The organism is Flavobacterium sp. S87F.05.LMB.W.Kidney.N, from assembly GCF_004366435.1.
GTDB lineage: Bacteria > Bacteroidota > Bacteroidia > Flavobacteriales > Flavobacteriaceae > Flavobacterium.
The window spans coordinates 518664-534533 of record NZ_SODX01000002.1; the positions used below are offsets into that span (position 1 = coordinate 518664).

Below are 15870 nucleotides of genomic sequence, written 5' to 3' on the forward strand. Positions count from 1 at the left end.
CGAGGACACTAAAATCACTGATGGTTTTTATGCTAAAATTTCCTTATTAAGGACATTTAGCAACAAAAACGAAATTTCTCATCAGCCGTATTATCATAATTTTATCTTAAATTATTGTTCTAGACAAATTGATATTATTTGATTTTGGTTTCGAGCTTTTTAATGCAGAAATAAAAATTTTTTGATACTAATATAGGAGCAAAATTTTAAAAGTTTTTTACCATTTATTTTTTCTTTTTTGAGTAGTTAGAATGTAACTATTCACGGGGAACCCTTATTCAAAATTTTAAAAAAACCGCCGAAACCCCAATAAAACGGTTTATTTTTTTACCCGACAATTCTACATTAACAAACATATTTTTTAATTTAAAACATTAAGCAGATGAGAACTGGAATAACATTTAGTGCTTTTGATTTGTTACATGCAGGGCACGTTAAAATGCTTGAAGAAGCAAAACAACATTGTGATTATTTAATTGTTGGTCTACAAACAGATCCAACATTAGATCGCCCGACAAAAAATAAACCAACACAAACTGTAGTAGAGCGTTACATACAGTTAAAAGCGTGTAAGTTTGTTGATGAAATTGTTCCGTACGCTACAGAACAAGACTTAGAAGACATTCTAAAATCTTTTACTCTCGATGTGCGCATTGTAGGTGACGAATACAAAGACAGAGATTTTACCGGAAGGACCTATTGTGAAGAAAAAGGAATCGAATTGTATTTTAATACCAGAGACCACCGTTTTTCGAGCACTAACCTTCGTAATGAAGTGTATCAAAAAGAAATTTTAATGCACTCTAATGGCAATTAGTTCTGTAACACATGTTGTTTTAACTGGCGGAATTGGCAGCAGGTTGTGGCCTCTTTCCAGAAAAACACTGCCTAAACAATATCTGGAACTTTTTGACGGTGAGTCGCTTTTCGAAAAAACGGTGGCCCGCAATCAAAATGTTTCAAACAAAATGATAGTAGTAGGAAATATTGAAAATTACAAAATGAGTAATCTCATTATGTCTAAATTCAATAGACCTTTTACTCATATTATAGAGGCAGTTCCCCGAAACACAGCTGCGGCAATTGCGTTTGCAGCTTTTGCATCAAAGCCAGAAGATGTTTTATTGATTACACCATCGGATCATATTATAGATGGCGAAGATTCATATCCAGCTGCTTTACAACGTGCAATTGCATTAGCCAATCAGGATTATCTAGTAACCTTTGGAATAAAACCAGCAAAACCAGAAACGGGCTACGGCTATATCGAATTTGAAGGTGAAAATGTAATTGCATTTCATGAAAAACCAAATTTAGAAACAGCAAAAATGTATCTGAAAAACGGAAATTATTTCTGGAATAGCGGCCTTTTTTGTTTTAAAGCTGGAAAGTTTTTAAGCGAACTTGAAAAGCAGGAACCAGAAGTTTATTGGGCATCAAAAGCAGTTTGGGAATCTAATAAAGATGGTTTTTTAGATTATGAATTATCACTTACTATTCCTTCCATAAGCATTGATTATGCCGTTATGGAGCGAAGTAAAGACATAAAAGTAGTTCCAGCTCAGTTCGAATGGTCAGATTTGGGTTCTTTTGAATCGGTTTATGATTATTTGGTTGAGAAAGACCATCCAATAGATGTCAACAGAAATATTGTAATAGGAACTTCAATGCATACCACTTTTATTGGGGTTAAAAATTGCATTTTGATTTACACTGCCGATGCTCTAATGGTTTTGCAAAAAGAAAATTCGCAGGAAGTAAAACAAGTCTACCAGCAATTAGAATCAATTGCTTCTCCATTATTATAAAATAAAACTCTTAAAAGAATCAATAAAAAAGAGCCTGATATGATTGATAAAAATGCTGCAATATATATTGCTGGACATAAGGGAATGGTAGGAAGTGCCATTTGGAGAACCTTGACTGCAAAAGGTTATCATAATCTTATTGGAGCTTCAAGCACAGAAGTGGATTTAAGAGAACAAGACTCAGTTCGTGATTTTCTAGGAGAAATTAAACCAGACGTTATTATTGATGCCGCTGCAAAAGTGGGCGGAATTTTGGCAAACAATGATTATCCGTATCAGTTTTTGATGGAAAACATGCAAATTCAAAACAACTTGATTAGCGAAGCGCATAATTTGGGTGTAAGCAAATTTATCTTTTTAGGAAGTTCATGTATTTATCCAAAATTAGCAATACAGCCATTAAAAGAAGAATACCTGCTAACAGCATCTTTAGAAAGTACTAATGAATGGTATGCTTTGGCAAAAATTACTGGTGTAAAATTATGTCAAGCAATACGCAAGCAGTTTAAAAAAGATTTTTTGAGTTTGATGCCGACAAACTTATACGGAATTCACGACAATTTTGATTTGAACAGCTCTCACGTTCTGCCAGCTATGATTCGCAAATTTCATGAAGCTAAAGAAAACAATAATGCTTCTGTAATACTTTGGGGTACTGGTAAACCCATGCGCGAATTTCTATTTGTAGATGATATGGCAGAAGCCGTAGTTTTTGCTGTAGAAAATCAGCTTCCGGGATATTTGTACAACGTAGGAACAGGAGAAGATTTAACTATTAAGGATCTGGCTGTTACGATACAAAAGATTGTGGGTCATACCGGAGATATTATTTGGGACGAAAGCAAACCTGACGGCACTCCGCGAAAATTAATGGATGTTTCTAAAATGCATAATATTGGCTGGAAACACCAAGTGAACTTAGAAGAAGGAATCCAAAAAACCTACAATTGGTTTCTAGAAAACATTGAAAACTTAAAAGAAAAGATTTACTAATCAGTCCATTCTTTTAATCTGGAAATCTCTCCCCAAAAACTTTACAAATAAGACTTTATCAAACATTGCAACATTGCAGCATAATGCCTTTGTGCCTTATAATTACATTATGAATCTATTAAAAAAAACAGCCTTCATTACAGGAGTGACAGGACAAGACGGAGCCTATTTAAGTGAATTTTTATTAGAAAAAGGCTATATAGTACACGGATTAAAAAGACGTTCGTCTTCATTTAATACCGATCGAATTGACCATTTATACCAAGATCCTCATATAGAAAACAGAAATTTTATTCTGCATTATGGAGATATGACCGACAGTACAAATTTGACGCGTTTGATTCAGGAAATTCAACCTGATGAAATCTATAATTTGGCTGCTATGAGTCATGTGGCAGTTTCTTTTGAAACTCCTGAATATACAGGAAATGTTGATGCCTTGGGAACTCTGAGACTTTTGGATGCCGTTCGTTTACTTGGATTAGAAAACAAAACTCGAATCTATCAAGCTTCAACTTCGGAGTTGTATGGAAAAGTACAAGAAGTACCACAGTCAGAAACAACACCTTTTTATCCAAGATCACCTTATGCAGTAGCCAAAATGTACGCTTACTGGATAACTGTAAATTACAGAGAAGCTTACGGAATGTACGCCTGCAATGGTATTTTGTTCAATCATGAATCTCCTATTCGTGGAGAAACTTTTGTAACACGTAAAATTACCAGAGCAACTTCAAGAATTGCGTTGGGATTGCAGGATAAACTTTATTTAGGAAATCTTGATGCCCAAAGAGATTGGGGACATGCCAAAGATTATGTGCGAATGATGTGGATGATTTTGCAGGCAGAAGAAGCTGAAGACTGGGTAATTGCTACAGGAAAAACTACCCCTGTTCGTGAATTTGTCCGAATGAGTTTTGCCGAAGTAGGTATCGAATTAGAATTTAGAGGCAGAGGAATAGATGAAAAAGGATATATAGCTTCTTGCAGTAATCCAGATTATCAGCTTCCAATTGGGAAAGAAGTATTGGCAGTAGATTCAGAATATTTTAGACCAACAGAAGTAGATTTACTAATAGGCGATCCTACAAAAGCTAAAAAGAAACTAGGCTGGGAATGTCAATATGAGTTATCTGAATTAGTACAGGAAATGATGCAGTCTGATATAAAATTAATGAGAAAAGAGCAGCTTTTAAAAGAATGCGGTTTTTCGATAATGAATTATTTCGAATAACTAATTAGTTTCCAAAAACGAAAATTATTCGCCTCCCAAAAAAGATATTTAAATGAAAATCAAAAATATTTGCTGCTTAGGTGCTGGTTATGTAGGTGGTCCTACAATGTCTGTTATCGCATTGAAATGTCCAGAAATTAAAGTAACTGTTGTCGATTTAAATAAAAGCCGTATTGCGGCATGGAATGATGAAAATTTAGACAATCTTCCTGTGTATGAACCTGGACTTGCAGATGTTGTTCGTGAAGCGAGAGGACGTAATTTGTTTTTTTCTACAGAAGTAGACAGCGCCATCGAAGCTGCTGATATGATTTTTATAGCTGTAAACACACCAACAAAAAATTATGGAGAAGGCAAAGGAATGGCTGCTGACTTAAAATTTGTTGAGTTATGCGCCAGACAAATAGCCAGAATAGCGAAGAACGATAAAATTATAGTCGAAAAATCGACACTTCCGGTTAGAACAGCAGAGACTTTGCAGACTATTCTAGATCATACTGGAAACGGATTTAAATTTGAAGTTCTTTCTAATCCTGAGTTTTTGGCAGAAGGAACAGCAATCAATGATTTATTAAATGCCGACCGTGTTTTAATTGGAGGAAACCAAACAGAAAGCGGTCAAAAAGCTATTCAATCTTTAGTCGATATTTATGCACATTGGTTGTCTCCAGAACAGATTTTAACTACGAATGTTTGGTCTTCAGAATTATCAAAATTAACGGCCAATGCATTTTTAGCACAGAGAATTTCTTCTATTAATGCCTTGTCTGCTTTATGTGAAGTTACAGAAGCAGATGTTGATGAGGTTGCTGGTGCAATTGGGACTGACAGTAGAATTGGTTCTAAATTTCTTAAAGCTTCTGTAGGTTTTGGAGGATCTTGTTTTCAAAAAGATATTTTAAACTTAGTCTATTTGTGCCGCTATTTTAATTTGCCAGAAGTTGCCAATTATTGGGAGCAGATAATTATCCTAAATGATTACCAAAAATATCGTTTTGCAAAAAAAATTATTACCTCTCTTTTTAATACAGTCAGTGGTAAAAAAATAACATTTTTGGGATGGGCATTTAAAAAAGATACCAATGACACCCGTGAGTCGGCGGCGATTTATGTAGCGGAACATCTTATTGAAGACGGAGCAGAAATTCATGTCTATGATCCTAAAGTTTCTGAAGCAAAAGTCAAAGACGATATGCGCTATTTATGGGAATTAAAAGGACTCACAGAACAAAAAATCGATTTAAAACTCAAACAGATTTTTGTTTACCAATCACCAATTGAAGCGCTCCATCAGGCGCACGCAGTTGCTGTTTTAACAGAGTGGGATGAATTTAAAACCTACGATTGGAATTTGATTTACATCAATATGTACAAACCTGCTTTTGTATTTGACGGACGTAACATTTTGGATGCAGAAAAATTAGCCGCAATTGGTTTTCAGATTAAAGGAATTGGGAAAGGTTAAACTTATCAATTGTAAAAAAGAATCTATTTTTTAATCTTTTTATTTCTATTTCTTGAAAAATATTTTGATAAAGCTCAAACAACACCCTAAGTATGATACTGTTATCAATTGGGGCAAATTAATTTCAATTACAGGAAGTGCGCAAATTCTGATACAAGCTTTAGGATTTGCTTCTGGGATTTTAATAATTCGATTGTTGTCTGTTCAGGAATATGCTTTTTATACTTTGGCCAATACCATGCTCGGGACAATGACTGTTCTTGCTGATGGAGGAATAATTACCGGAGTAATGGCACAGGGCGGAAAAGTGTGGGAGAATAAAGAAAAAATGGGTGCCGTTTTGGCAACAGGTTTAGATTTAAGGAAAAAATTTGCAGTAGCAAGCTTATTAGTTTCCGTACCAATCTTATTTTATTTATTACTGCATAATGGAGCCAGCTGGATTGCAGCAATTTTCATTGTAATAGCTTTGATTCCTGCTTTTTATGCAGCTTTGTCCGACTCGTTATTAGAAATTATTCCGAAATTGAATCAGACAATTTTGCCTTTGCAGAAAAATCAAGTCGGCGTGGGAATTGTGAGGTTAATACTTTCGGCATTAACCATGTTTATTTTTCCATTTTCTTTTGTAGCCATTTTGGCGGCAGGAATACCTAGAATCTGGGGAAATATTGGTTTACGAAAAATAGTGTACAGCATGGCAGCTAAAGATCAGCAGCCTGATGCAAAAGTTAAAAGGGAAATATTAAGCTTAGTTAAACGCATTTTACCAACCTCAATTTATTATTGTCTTTCGGGTCAGATTACAATTTGGCTGATTTCAGTTTTTGGTAACACAACTTCATTGGCACAATTGGGAGCCTTAGGCAGATTGAGCGTAATGCTAACAATTTTTAATGTAATTATTGCAACATTAATAGTGCCGCGATTTGCCAAATTGGCGACGCAAAAATACCTTTTATTGACACGTTTTTTTCAAATAATGGGATTTTTGGCGGTTTTACTAAGTTTAATTGTGCTGGCGGTTTATTTATTTCCCGCTCCAATTTTATGGCTTCTAGGAGATGCTTATGAAGGATTATCGTTTGAATTATTATTAAGCATCATCAGCAGCTGTATTGGATTATTCAGCGGAATCGTTTTTAATTTATATAGTTCACGAGGCTGGGCGATGTCGCCAATAGCGGTAATTTTAATCAATTTAATTGCCATTATTGGTTTTGCAAGTCTGCTGGATTTGAGCAATTTGAGAGGAGTTTTATATTTTAATATAGCTTTAGGATTAGTATCCGTTGTCCAAACTGTTCTGTTTTGTTTGTATCATATTCTTCTACTAAAAAATCAAGAATATGAAGATGTCTCATAAGTCATCATTGTAAATAATAAAAGCCTGTAAATGAATTTAGACAGGAGTACTGCACGTTTTATAAAAAAAAGAACATAATAAGATATGATTTCAGCTGTTTGCACCTTATTTGAGGGACATTACCATTATGGAGTTGCTACCCTTTCTAATTCGTTATACATAAAAGGGTTTCGTGGAACTGTTTATGTAGGTTATCGAGGATCATTGCCAGATTGGGTTTCAAAAGACAAAAAAGAACACATTGGTAAATGGAAGGACGCAATTACCGTAAGTCCTGTTGACGGCATTCAACTCGTTTTTTTGCAGCTCGTTACGAGCTACAGTCTTACGAATTACAAACCAGATTTTATGCTGGAATTATGGGAAGGTCCTGCAAAAGATGCAGATGCGCTATTCTATTTTGATCCAGATATTGTTGTTGTTGATTCGTGGACATGCTTTGAACAATGGGTTCAATGCGGTGTGGCCGTTTGCGAAGACATTAATTCGCCTTTACAGGAATTTCATCCGCGCAGACAAGGATGGAGAGACTATTTTAAAAATTATAATATTGATTTACAGTTTAAAAACCAGATTTATGTAAATGGCGGTTTTGTTGGACTCAGTAAAAAAAATATTTCTTTTTTAAAGTTGTGGATTAAACTTCAAGAGCGAATGGGCGACGCAATAGGCGGACTAGATAAATCGATATTTCTAAATCAGGTGCATAATTCAACCATATTAAGAAGGGAAGGATTTCAGTTTTTTGATAAATCAGATCAAGATGCTTTAAACGCAACTATCGAAGCCTATCATGGTAAGATAAGTTACATTGGAAAAGACGGAATGGGTTTTATTCCCGGAGAAGCAACCATGATTCATGCATTAGGAAGTTCAAAACCTTGGAGAATAAATCACTTTGCAAGATTTTTTAAAGGGAGAATACCAAGAAAAGAAGATGTAGTATACTGGGAATATTCTAAAAGTCCAATTTTAGCGCACTCGAGAAGAGAAATTAGAAAAAAACAAATAGCTATTAAAATCAGCAAGTTCTTAGGGAGGTTTTATAGAGTTTAATCTAAAAAAGGATAATAAATTATGATTCCAAAAACAATTCATATATGCTGGTTTAGCGGAGAAGAATATACTCCATTTATAAAAGAATGTATTGAAACTTGGAAAATTCATTTGCCAGAATTTAATATCCGTTTGTGGGACAAGGATAGTTTTGATTTTGATTCGATACCTTTTGTAAAAGAGGCATTGCTGGCCAAAAAATGGGCTTTCGCGGCAGATTACATTCGTCTATATGCCTTATATACTGAGGGCGGACTATATCTAGATTCAGATGTTCGAATACTTAAACCCTTTAAAGAAGAATGGTTTGATTATGGGTTTTTTAGTGCCCATGAAATACATCCTGGATTGTTTGAAGAAGATGGGGGAATGCAGCGTTTAAATTCTTCCTTCCTGCCTAAAACTGCCGGAAAACCAATAATGGGTTTTGCTATTCAAGGTGCCATTTTTGCTTCAGTACCCAAACATCCTTACATTAAAGATTGTTTAGACCAATACAAGAATCTGCAATTATTTGCTGATGACGGAACCATCGATTTAAAAAAAGTAATAATAGGTTCTGTAATAACCCCAGTCGCCGAAAAATACGGATATACCTATCAAGACAAAGAACAAATCTTAAAAGAGAATATGCTCATTCTCCCATCCAATATATTAGTAGGAAACTCAATTTATTTAGATAAAGAATCGTACGCTATCCATCTAATTAATGGAAGCTGGAGAGGAAAAAAAGGAATTGAAAAATTTATGCATTTAGTGCGAAATCATTATCCTCGAATATTCCCAGTTGTCAACTTTATTGATAAAGGTTTTAAGAAAACTTCCCGTACCTCCAAACATATAAAAAAAGTATCCTACAACACCATCAAGACATTGATTAAGATTGTTTCCTGACTTGTAAGTAAGGAAATTATTAAACCTGATGATTCTATAATTTATAATTAAAATCAAAAAATGGATATTCTCTTCATTTGCGGTTCTGCCGAAATTGGCAATGACGGCGTAGGCGATTATACTCGCCGTTTATGCGGCATGCTGATAAGATCTGGCCATCAAGCTCAGATTTTAGCCTTATGCGATCAGCAGATTACTTTTTTTACTACTGAAAATCAAATTGCAGAACAAACTCCAGTTACAGTTCATAGAATTCCTATAATCGCAGATCATAATGAGCGCTTAGTTTTACTACAAAATGTTATAAAAGATTTAGAACCCGATTGGATTTCTTTACAATATGTACCGTACAGTTTTAATCCGAAAGGATTGCCATTTTGGTTGCCTTCTTATTTAAAAAAAATAAGAGGAAATCATAAGTGGCATATTATGTTTCATGAGTTGTGGTTAGGAATAGATTCAGAATCTTCAATCAGGCACAAAGTTATTGGCAAATTGCAACAGGTAATAGCCAAGAAAATAGTTCATAATACTAAAACGCATTCGATTAATACCCAAAATAAATTATACCAATTCTTTCTTCAATCACAAAATATTACAGCAGAAGTACTGCCAATTTGCGGCAACATACCGCTGACAGCTGTGAAAAAAGAAACGCAGGAATTTACACAGTTTGTTTTGTTTGGTACAATTCATAACGGAGCTCCTTTTAAAGATTTTGTTGATGATTTGATGAAAACTTCAAATACATTTAGTAAGCCTCTAAAATTTGTTTTTATTGGGAACAATGGTCCTCAGCTAACGAACTGCACCAAGATATTAGAAAATTATAATATAGAGTATGAAGTTCTAGGAATACAAGCTGAAAATGTAATATCGCAAGTACTCTTAGACAGTGATTTTGGAATTTCGACAACACCTTATTTCCAGACAGAAAAAAGCGGCGTTTATGCAGCTTACAAAGAGCATCAAATAAATACAATTTGTGTTTCTAGAAACTGGACACCAACTCAAGGACAATATACTATACCGCAAATCATTAAATACGAAAAAAATAATTTGAATATAGTTCCAATGAATCTTGAGGTTTCTGATTTAAACGGCATTGCATCACAATTTATTAATTCAATTTCTATATCATGAAAGTGCTGGTCTCACATCCGACCTTAAATGCAAATTCAAAAAATTTGATCAATGGGTTATTAAAAGAACAGCAGCTTTTTAAATTATTTACCTCAATTGCAATATTTCCGGGTCAAATATTATATAAGTTAGGCAATAATCCGAAGTTAAAAGATTTAAAAAGAAGAAGTTTAGATACAGCATGGCAGCCTTATACACGTTCAAAATCTTTTTTTGAGTTTGGACGTCTGCTGACTTCAAAATTCAAATTAGACTTTTTAATCACACACGAAAAGGGTTTTTTCTGTATTGACAGAATATATCAAAAACACGATAATTGGGTAGCCAATACTTTAGCGAAAGCCAAAAAACAAGGATTATCTGGCGTTTATGCCTATGAAGATGGCGCGCTGTCAACTTTTATAGAAGCAAAACAATTAGGACTGTATTGTATTTACGACCTGCCTATTGGCTATTGGAAAAGTTCTCGATCATTAATGCAAAAAGAATTTATTATTAATCCAGACTGGTCAAGTACACTTACCGGTTTTAATGATTCTTCAAAAAAGTTAAATAAAAAAGATCAAGAACTGGCTTTGGCCGATATCATTTTTGTAGCCAGCAGTTTTACCAAAAAAACACTTGAAGAATATTCTGGAGACTTAGCAGAAATAAAAGTGATTCCGTATGGATTTCCAGAAGTTACAGCAGAAAAGAAATATCCGCCGCTTGTTAATAGAAAGCTTAAAGTTTTGTTTATAGGCGGCTTATCACAGCGAAAAGGACTTTCTTATTTGTTTGAAGCTGTTGAAGGACTGCAGGACAAAGTAGAGTTGACAATTGTAGGACAAAAAGCCGTGCCCAATTGTGCTTCACTAAACCGTGCATTAGAAAAACACAAATGGATTCCATCCTTATCTCATGATCAAGTGCTGGCCTGTATGAGAGAACACGATGTATTTGTATTTCCTTCTCTTTTTGAAGGTTTTGGATTGGTAATTACAGAAGCAATGTCGCAGGGAATCCCAGTAATTACAACCGATCGTACAGCAGGACCAGATTTAATAAAAGATGGCGAAGACGGCTGGATTGTACCAGCAGGTTCGTCAAAAGCATTGAAAGAAGTAATTACAAAAATACTTGAGAAACCTGAATTGGTAGAAAAATTTGGGCTTGCAGCACAAAATAAAGCGAAGACCAGACCTTGGTCGGTATATGGAAAAGAAATGGCAGATGCACTTTCTTCTTTGAGTTTTATAAAAAATTGGGATAAATGGATATAACAAACGAAATAGCGGCACCAAATTACAAATCTATAAAAATAGCGATATGGCTTTATTTTTTACTATGGATTTTTGAAGGTGCTTTGCGTAAATGGATTTTGCCAAGTTTGGCAACGCCTTTATTAGTAGTGCGTGATCCAATTGCAGTTTACATTATCCTGCGGGCTTTTTATCTGCATGTAAAATTTGTAAACGGCTATGTGGTTTTAAGCAGCATTTTTACGCTTTTAGGATTGGCGGTAACATTGACTTTTGGACATGAAAATCTTTTCGTAGGACTTTATGGAGCAAGGATTATGCTGCTTCATTTTCCTTTGATTTTTATAATTGGAGAAGTTTTTAAGAAAGAAGACATATTGAAATTTGGACGTGTGATGCTGGCAATAAATATTCTGGTAACCTTAATCGTTTATTTTCAATTTATAAGTCCGCAGACTGCATTTATTAATGTTGGAGTTGGAGGAGAAGGAAGTGCAGGTTTTTCTGGTTCGATGGGCTATTTTCGTCCATCAGGGACATTTTCTTTTACAACGGGATTATCGGCTTATTACATTTTAGTTTCTGTTTTTGTCTTTTATTTTTGGATGTCTAAAGAAGCTTGTTCTAAGATTCTGCTTATTTCAAGCACCATCGCCTTGCTGATTGCTTTGCCTCTTACAGTAAGCAGAACTTCGGTTGGAGGCGTAATCTTAGTAGGTTTATTTACTTTTTTAGGTTCATCTACAAGTGTTAAATCGATAATTAGACTGGCATTTACTGTTGTAGTAATCTTTGTTTTATTTACAGTTTTACAAAAAACGACAACAATTTTTAGTTTAGGAACAGAAGTTTTTATGAGCAGGGTCGAAACTGCAAATACTCAGGGCGGCGGTATGAAAGATTCATTTTTTACCAGAGCGATATCAGGATTTACCGAGCCCATAGTTTCATTATTAAAAGCACCTTTATTTGTGGGCAATCTCGGAATGGGAACCAATGCTGGTGCACAAATGTTAGTAGGAAAAAGAGATTTCTTAGTTTCTGAAGGAGAATTGAATCGAGTCGGAGGAGAACAAGGACTGATTCTGGGCGGCGGCCTTATTGTTTTAAGATTGGTTTTAGCAATCAGTCTGTTTTTAAAATCAATTAAATTACCAAGTGCATACAAATTACTGCCGGTAACATTTTGCGGAACGGCTTTATTTATGATTACTCAAGGCCAATGGGCACAGCCAAGTATGCTGGGCTGCGCGGTAGTTGCTACAGGTTTATTAGTAGCAAGTATAAATATCAAACCGAAAACCGAATAAATGAAAATTGTTCTTTTTGCACATCCTTCTTTTTTAGATCACCAAAGTATGCCCCGTTATGCTAATATGCTGTTCAACGGAATGACAGAAAGAGACCATGAAGTAGAAATTTGGAGTCCGAAAGCTCGATTTTACAAACTTCCAAGTTCTAAGTCTTTAAAAAAGTGGTTAGGGTATGTAGACCAATACATTATTTTTCCGCTAGAAGTAAGGTTCAAACTGCTGGGAGCTTCAAAAGATACTCTTTTTGTATTTACAGATCAGGCTTTAGGACCTTGGGTTCCTTTGGTAAAAAATAAAAAACATGTAGTGCACTGTCATGATTTTTTAGCCTTGAAATCGGCTTTAGGGAATATTCCAGAAAATCCAACATCATTTTCAGGTAAGAAATATCAAAATTATATTAGAAATGGCTTTTCAAAAGGGAAAAATTTTATTTCAATTTCAAAAAAAACACAAGAAGATCTGCACGAGCTGCATCAAGGCAAAATTGTGAACTCTGCAGTATGTTACAATGGATTAAATCGTCCGTTTCATCCATTATCTCCAATTGAATCCCGCAATTTATTGAAAGCTAAATTAAATATAGAATTGACAGATGGATATATTATGCATATTGGTGGAAATCAATATTATAAAAACAGAAAAGGCGTAATAGAAATATATGATTTCTGGCGCGGAATAAGTAAAAAAAAGATTCCGCTGCTTTTAATAGGCTCAGAACCTTCAGAGGAATTGTCTGATTTACATCAAAAATCACCTTATAAAGAAGATATTCATTTTGTTAGTAATTTATCTGATGAATATATTAACAATGCATATTCTGGGGCTGTTTGTCTTTTGTTTCCTTCTCTTGACGAAGGTTTTGGATGGCCTATAATCGAAGCAATGGCTTCGGGTTGTCCAGTCATAACCACTAATAGATCTCCTATGAACGAAGTGGGCGGACCAGCAGCTTTTTACATTGACAAAAGACCTAATGATGAATTGCATTTAAAAAAATGGAAAGAAGATTCGGCAAAAATTTTAGAAAGACTGATTACTCTGGATACACTTCAAATGAAGGAATTGATGGAGAAATCATTAAAACAATCTCAAAAATTTACCACCGAACATTCTTTAAATGCTATTGAAGTTGTTTATAAAGAAATTAATCAAATTGTATGAAAGTAATTCACTATATAGCCAGTATCGATAAAAGCGGCGGCGGCACTACAGAATATATGCGTTTGTTAAGCAAAGCATTAAAAAACGATACTTCGTTTAGCATCGCTACAGGAATGTCCAAAGATCCTATTTCTATCGACGGAGTATCAATTAAATTTTTTAATAACAGTTTATTACGCTGGTTTTCTTTGGCAAATGAGTACCGCATTTTTCTTGAAAACGAAAAACCAGATATTGTACACATCAACGGAATTTGGAGCCCTCAAAATTGGATCTTTCAAAAAACAGCTCAAAAATTGGGAATAAAAGTAATCGTTTCTCCTCACGGAATGCTGGAGCCTTGGATTCTGGCTCATAATCCGCTGAAAAAAAGAATAGCTCTTTTTTTATATCAAAAACATGCCATAAATAAATCGGTTTGCCTTCACGCAACCGCTGATATGGAAGCTGAAAATATTAAAGCATTAGGGTTTAAAAATCCAATTCATATTATTCCAAACGGTATTTATTTAAGAGATGTCAAAAAAATCAAGGAAAAATATGGAACCAAAAAGATGATATTCATGTCAAGAATTCATCCTAAAAAAGGTGTAGAATTACTGATAGATGCTTGGAGAACAAGTAATACAGAAGACTGGACGCTAGAAATTGCAGGTACTGGTGAAGAAGAATACGTAACAAATTTAATTAAGAGCGTCGAGGATTTAAAAAATGTCCGTTTTGTAGGGGCAAAATACGGAGAAGACAAATGGGATTTTTTACGATCTGCAGATGTAATGGTTCTTCCAACTCACAGCGAAAATTTCGGAATTGTTGTCGCCGAAGCACTGGCAGTAGCCGTTCCGGTAATAACAACGCACGGTACGCCGTGGGAAGATTTGGAAATACACAAATGCGGGTGGTGGATTGATTTATCGGTTACAAATTTAGAAAAGACTTTGCTTAAAGTTTTTAATTCTTCAAACATGCTCTTAGAAATGATGGGAAAACATGGCAGAGAATTAATAATAGATAAATACGACATAAAAACAGTAGGAAAGAAAATGGTTGAATTATATAAAACTATGTAAGGCAATGAAAATAACAATAGTTCAAGGCGCTTTTTTCCCCGTTCCGCCATTATTGGGCGGTGCTGTAGAAAAAATGTGGTACGGTTTGGCAAAAGAATTTGTTAATCAAGGTCATGAGGTAAATTACATATCAAAATCGTACGAAGGATTTTTAAATGTTGAAAGCGAAGGCGGAATCAATCACGTTAGGGTTAAAGGTTACAAAGTTCCCTCTTCTGGTATTGTTCTTAAAATTTTAGATCTCTTTTACACTTTAAAAGCCGTCCGAAAAATAGCCAATAATACAGACGTTATTATTTCTAATACTTTTTGGCTTCCCATTCTTTTAACATCCAATCAAAAGAAAAAATGTATGATTGATGTATCTAGAATGCCTAAGGGGCAGATGAGATTTTACACCAAAAATTCCAGATTACGCGCAAATTCAACCCCAGTTGCAAAAGCAATAAAAGACGAAATCAAAAAAGAGTATTTTGATAAAGTGGTAATGATACCTAATACACTGCCTTTTAGAAATACAAAAGCTGTTGATTTTTCAAAAAAGGAAAAAATAATACTATACACAGGGCGAATTCATCCTGAAAAAGGTTTAGATATTTTAATTAAATCTTTTGCCTCTTTAGACACAAACGACTGGAGGCTGCTTATTGTAGGACCTTATTCTACAGAAACCGGAGGAGGCGGAGAAGCTTATTTAGAAGAACTAAAACAGCTGGCAAAAGACAGCAATGTGAGATTTCTGGAACCTATTTTTGATATGGACAAATTAAACGAAATGTACTCCAAAGCTTCCGTATTTGTCTATCCTTCAGTAGCAGAAAAAGGCGAAACATTTGGAGTCTCCCCATTAGAAGCCATGAGCTGGGGCTGTGCAACAATAGTTTCCAATTTAGATTGTTTCAAAGATTTTTTAATTCATAATAAAAACGGTTTGTGTTTCGATCATCGTGTGGAGAAAAGAGTCGAAATTTTAAATCAATACCTTAAAGATTTAATCAATAACCCCTCACAGCTCAATGATTTAGCAAGAGCAGGCTTAAAGGTAAACGAGACTCACTCTAACGAAAAATTAGCAGGTGAGTTCTTAAATGAATTTGAGTCTATGAAAATCAAATAATAACAA

General features: G+C 34.6%; 14 protein-coding genes. All 14 read left to right on the forward strand.

Annotated elements, in window-relative coordinates:
- The first annotated feature begins 382 nt into the window (after positions 1 to 382).
- On the forward strand, positions 383 to 817 hold the full coding sequence (locus tag EDB96_RS08085; protein WP_057116542.1) for an adenylyltransferase/cytidyltransferase family protein: 435 nt from the start codon (positions 383 to 385) through the stop codon (positions 815 to 817).
- Positions 807 to 1808: a mannose-1-phosphate guanylyltransferase gene (locus EDB96_RS08090; protein ID WP_134140085.1), complete on the forward strand. Its 1002-nt coding sequence runs from the start codon at positions 807 to 809 to the stop codon at positions 1806 to 1808. The genes EDB96_RS08085 and EDB96_RS08090 overlap by 11 nt, the downstream gene beginning before the upstream one ends.
- Before the next feature lie 39 nt (positions 1809 to 1847).
- Positions 1848 to 2801 carry a GDP-L-fucose synthase family protein gene (locus EDB96_RS08095; RefSeq protein ID WP_134140086.1) on the forward strand — a complete coding sequence of 318 codons (954 nt, stop codon included), beginning with the start codon at positions 1848 to 1850 and terminating at the stop codon, positions 2799 to 2801.
- 109 nt (positions 2802 to 2910) lie between these two features.
- Complete coding sequence (gmd, locus tag EDB96_RS08100; RefSeq protein ID WP_134140088.1) at positions 2911 to 4035, forward strand: GDP-mannose 4,6-dehydratase; 1125 nt, start codon at positions 2911 to 2913, stop codon at positions 4033 to 4035.
- 52 nt (positions 4036 to 4087) lie between these two features.
- On the forward strand, positions 4088 to 5500 hold the full coding sequence (locus EDB96_RS08105; RefSeq protein WP_134140089.1) for a UDP-glucose 6-dehydrogenase: 1413 nt from the start codon (positions 4088 to 4090) through the stop codon (positions 5498 to 5500).
- A gap of 64 nt (positions 5501 to 5564) precedes the next feature.
- Positions 5565 to 6866: a polysaccharide biosynthesis protein gene (locus EDB96_RS08110; protein ID WP_208326187.1), complete on the forward strand. Its 1302-nt coding sequence runs from the start codon at positions 5565 to 5567 to the stop codon at positions 6864 to 6866.
- Between the two features lie 84 nt (positions 6867 to 6950).
- Positions 6951 to 7922, forward strand: coding sequence for a hypothetical protein (locus EDB96_RS08115; protein ID WP_134140093.1), 972 nt, complete (start codon positions 6951 to 6953; stop codon positions 7920 to 7922).
- Positions 7923 to 7943: 21 nt separating this feature from the next.
- The gene (locus EDB96_RS08120) at positions 7944 to 8816 is read left to right on the forward strand and encodes a glycosyltransferase family 32 protein (protein ID WP_057116532.1); all 873 of its coding nucleotides are present in this window, start codon (positions 7944 to 7946) and stop codon (positions 8814 to 8816) included.
- A gap of 60 nt (positions 8817 to 8876) precedes the next feature.
- Complete coding sequence (locus tag EDB96_RS08125; protein WP_134140095.1) at positions 8877 to 9959, forward strand: glycosyltransferase; 1083 nt, start codon at positions 8877 to 8879, stop codon at positions 9957 to 9959.
- Complete coding sequence (locus EDB96_RS08130; protein ID WP_134140096.1) at positions 9956 to 11221, forward strand: glycosyltransferase family 4 protein; 1266 nt, start codon at positions 9956 to 9958, stop codon at positions 11219 to 11221. The genes EDB96_RS08125 and EDB96_RS08130 overlap by 4 nt, the downstream gene beginning before the upstream one ends.
- The gene (locus EDB96_RS08135; RefSeq protein WP_134140098.1) at positions 11212 to 12510 is read left to right on the forward strand and encodes a hypothetical protein; all 1299 of its coding nucleotides are present in this window, start codon (positions 11212 to 11214) and stop codon (positions 12508 to 12510) included. Before EDB96_RS08130 ends, EDB96_RS08135 begins: the two co-directional genes overlap by 10 nt.
- Complete coding sequence (locus EDB96_RS08140; protein WP_134140099.1) at positions 12511 to 13677, forward strand: glycosyltransferase family 4 protein; 1167 nt, start codon at positions 12511 to 12513, stop codon at positions 13675 to 13677. It begins immediately after the preceding gene.
- The gene (locus EDB96_RS08145) at positions 13674 to 14747 is read left to right on the forward strand and encodes a glycosyltransferase (RefSeq protein ID WP_134140101.1); all 1074 of its coding nucleotides are present in this window, start codon (positions 13674 to 13676) and stop codon (positions 14745 to 14747) included. The genes EDB96_RS08140 and EDB96_RS08145 overlap by 4 nt, the downstream gene beginning before the upstream one ends.
- A gap of 4 nt (positions 14748 to 14751) precedes the next feature.
- A complete protein-coding gene (locus EDB96_RS08150; protein WP_134140102.1) occupies positions 14752 to 15864 on the forward strand; it encodes a glycosyltransferase family 4 protein in 1113 nt (370 codons plus the stop codon).
- Positions 15865 to 15870: the final 6 nt, after the last annotated feature.

Excerpts from the sequence above, each read along its gene's own strand:
- EDB96_RS08130 (WP_134140096.1), top strand. The coding sequence starts at position 9,956 with ATGAAAGTGCTGGTCTCACATCCGACCTTAAATGCAAATTCAAAAAAT.
- EDB96_RS08145 (WP_134140101.1), top strand. The coding sequence starts at position 13,674 with ATGAAAGTAATTCACTATATAGCCAGTATCGATAAAAGCGGCGGCGGC.
- EDB96_RS08125 (WP_134140095.1), top strand. The coding sequence starts at position 8,877 with ATGGATATTCTCTTCATTTGCGGTTCTGCCGAAATTGGCAATGACGGC.
- EDB96_RS08120 (WP_057116532.1), top strand. The coding sequence starts at position 7,944 with ATGATTCCAAAAACAATTCATATATGCTGGTTTAGCGGAGAAGAATAT.
- EDB96_RS08105 (WP_134140089.1), top strand. The coding sequence starts at position 4,088 with ATGAAAATCAAAAATATTTGCTGCTTAGGTGCTGGTTATGTAGGTGGT.
- EDB96_RS08085 (WP_057116542.1), top strand. The coding sequence starts at position 383 with ATGAGAACTGGAATAACATTTAGTGCTTTTGATTTGTTACATGCAGGG.
- EDB96_RS08135 (WP_134140098.1), top strand. The coding sequence starts at position 11,212 with ATGGATATAACAAACGAAATAGCGGCACCAAATTACAAATCTATAAAA.
- EDB96_RS08140 (WP_134140099.1), top strand. The coding sequence starts at position 12,511 with ATGAAAATTGTTCTTTTTGCACATCCTTCTTTTTTAGATCACCAAAGT.
- EDB96_RS08115 (WP_134140093.1), top strand. The coding sequence starts at position 6,951 with ATGATTTCAGCTGTTTGCACCTTATTTGAGGGACATTACCATTATGGA.
- EDB96_RS08150 (WP_134140102.1), top strand. The coding sequence starts at position 14,752 with ATGAAAATAACAATAGTTCAAGGCGCTTTTTTCCCCGTTCCGCCATTA.
- gmd (WP_134140088.1), top strand. The coding sequence starts at position 2,911 with ATGAATCTATTAAAAAAAACAGCCTTCATTACAGGAGTGACAGGACAA.
- EDB96_RS08095 (WP_134140086.1), top strand. The coding sequence starts at position 1,848 with ATGATTGATAAAAATGCTGCAATATATATTGCTGGACATAAGGGAATG.
- EDB96_RS08090 (WP_134140085.1), top strand. The coding sequence starts at position 807 with ATGGCAATTAGTTCTGTAACACATGTTGTTTTAACTGGCGGAATTGGC.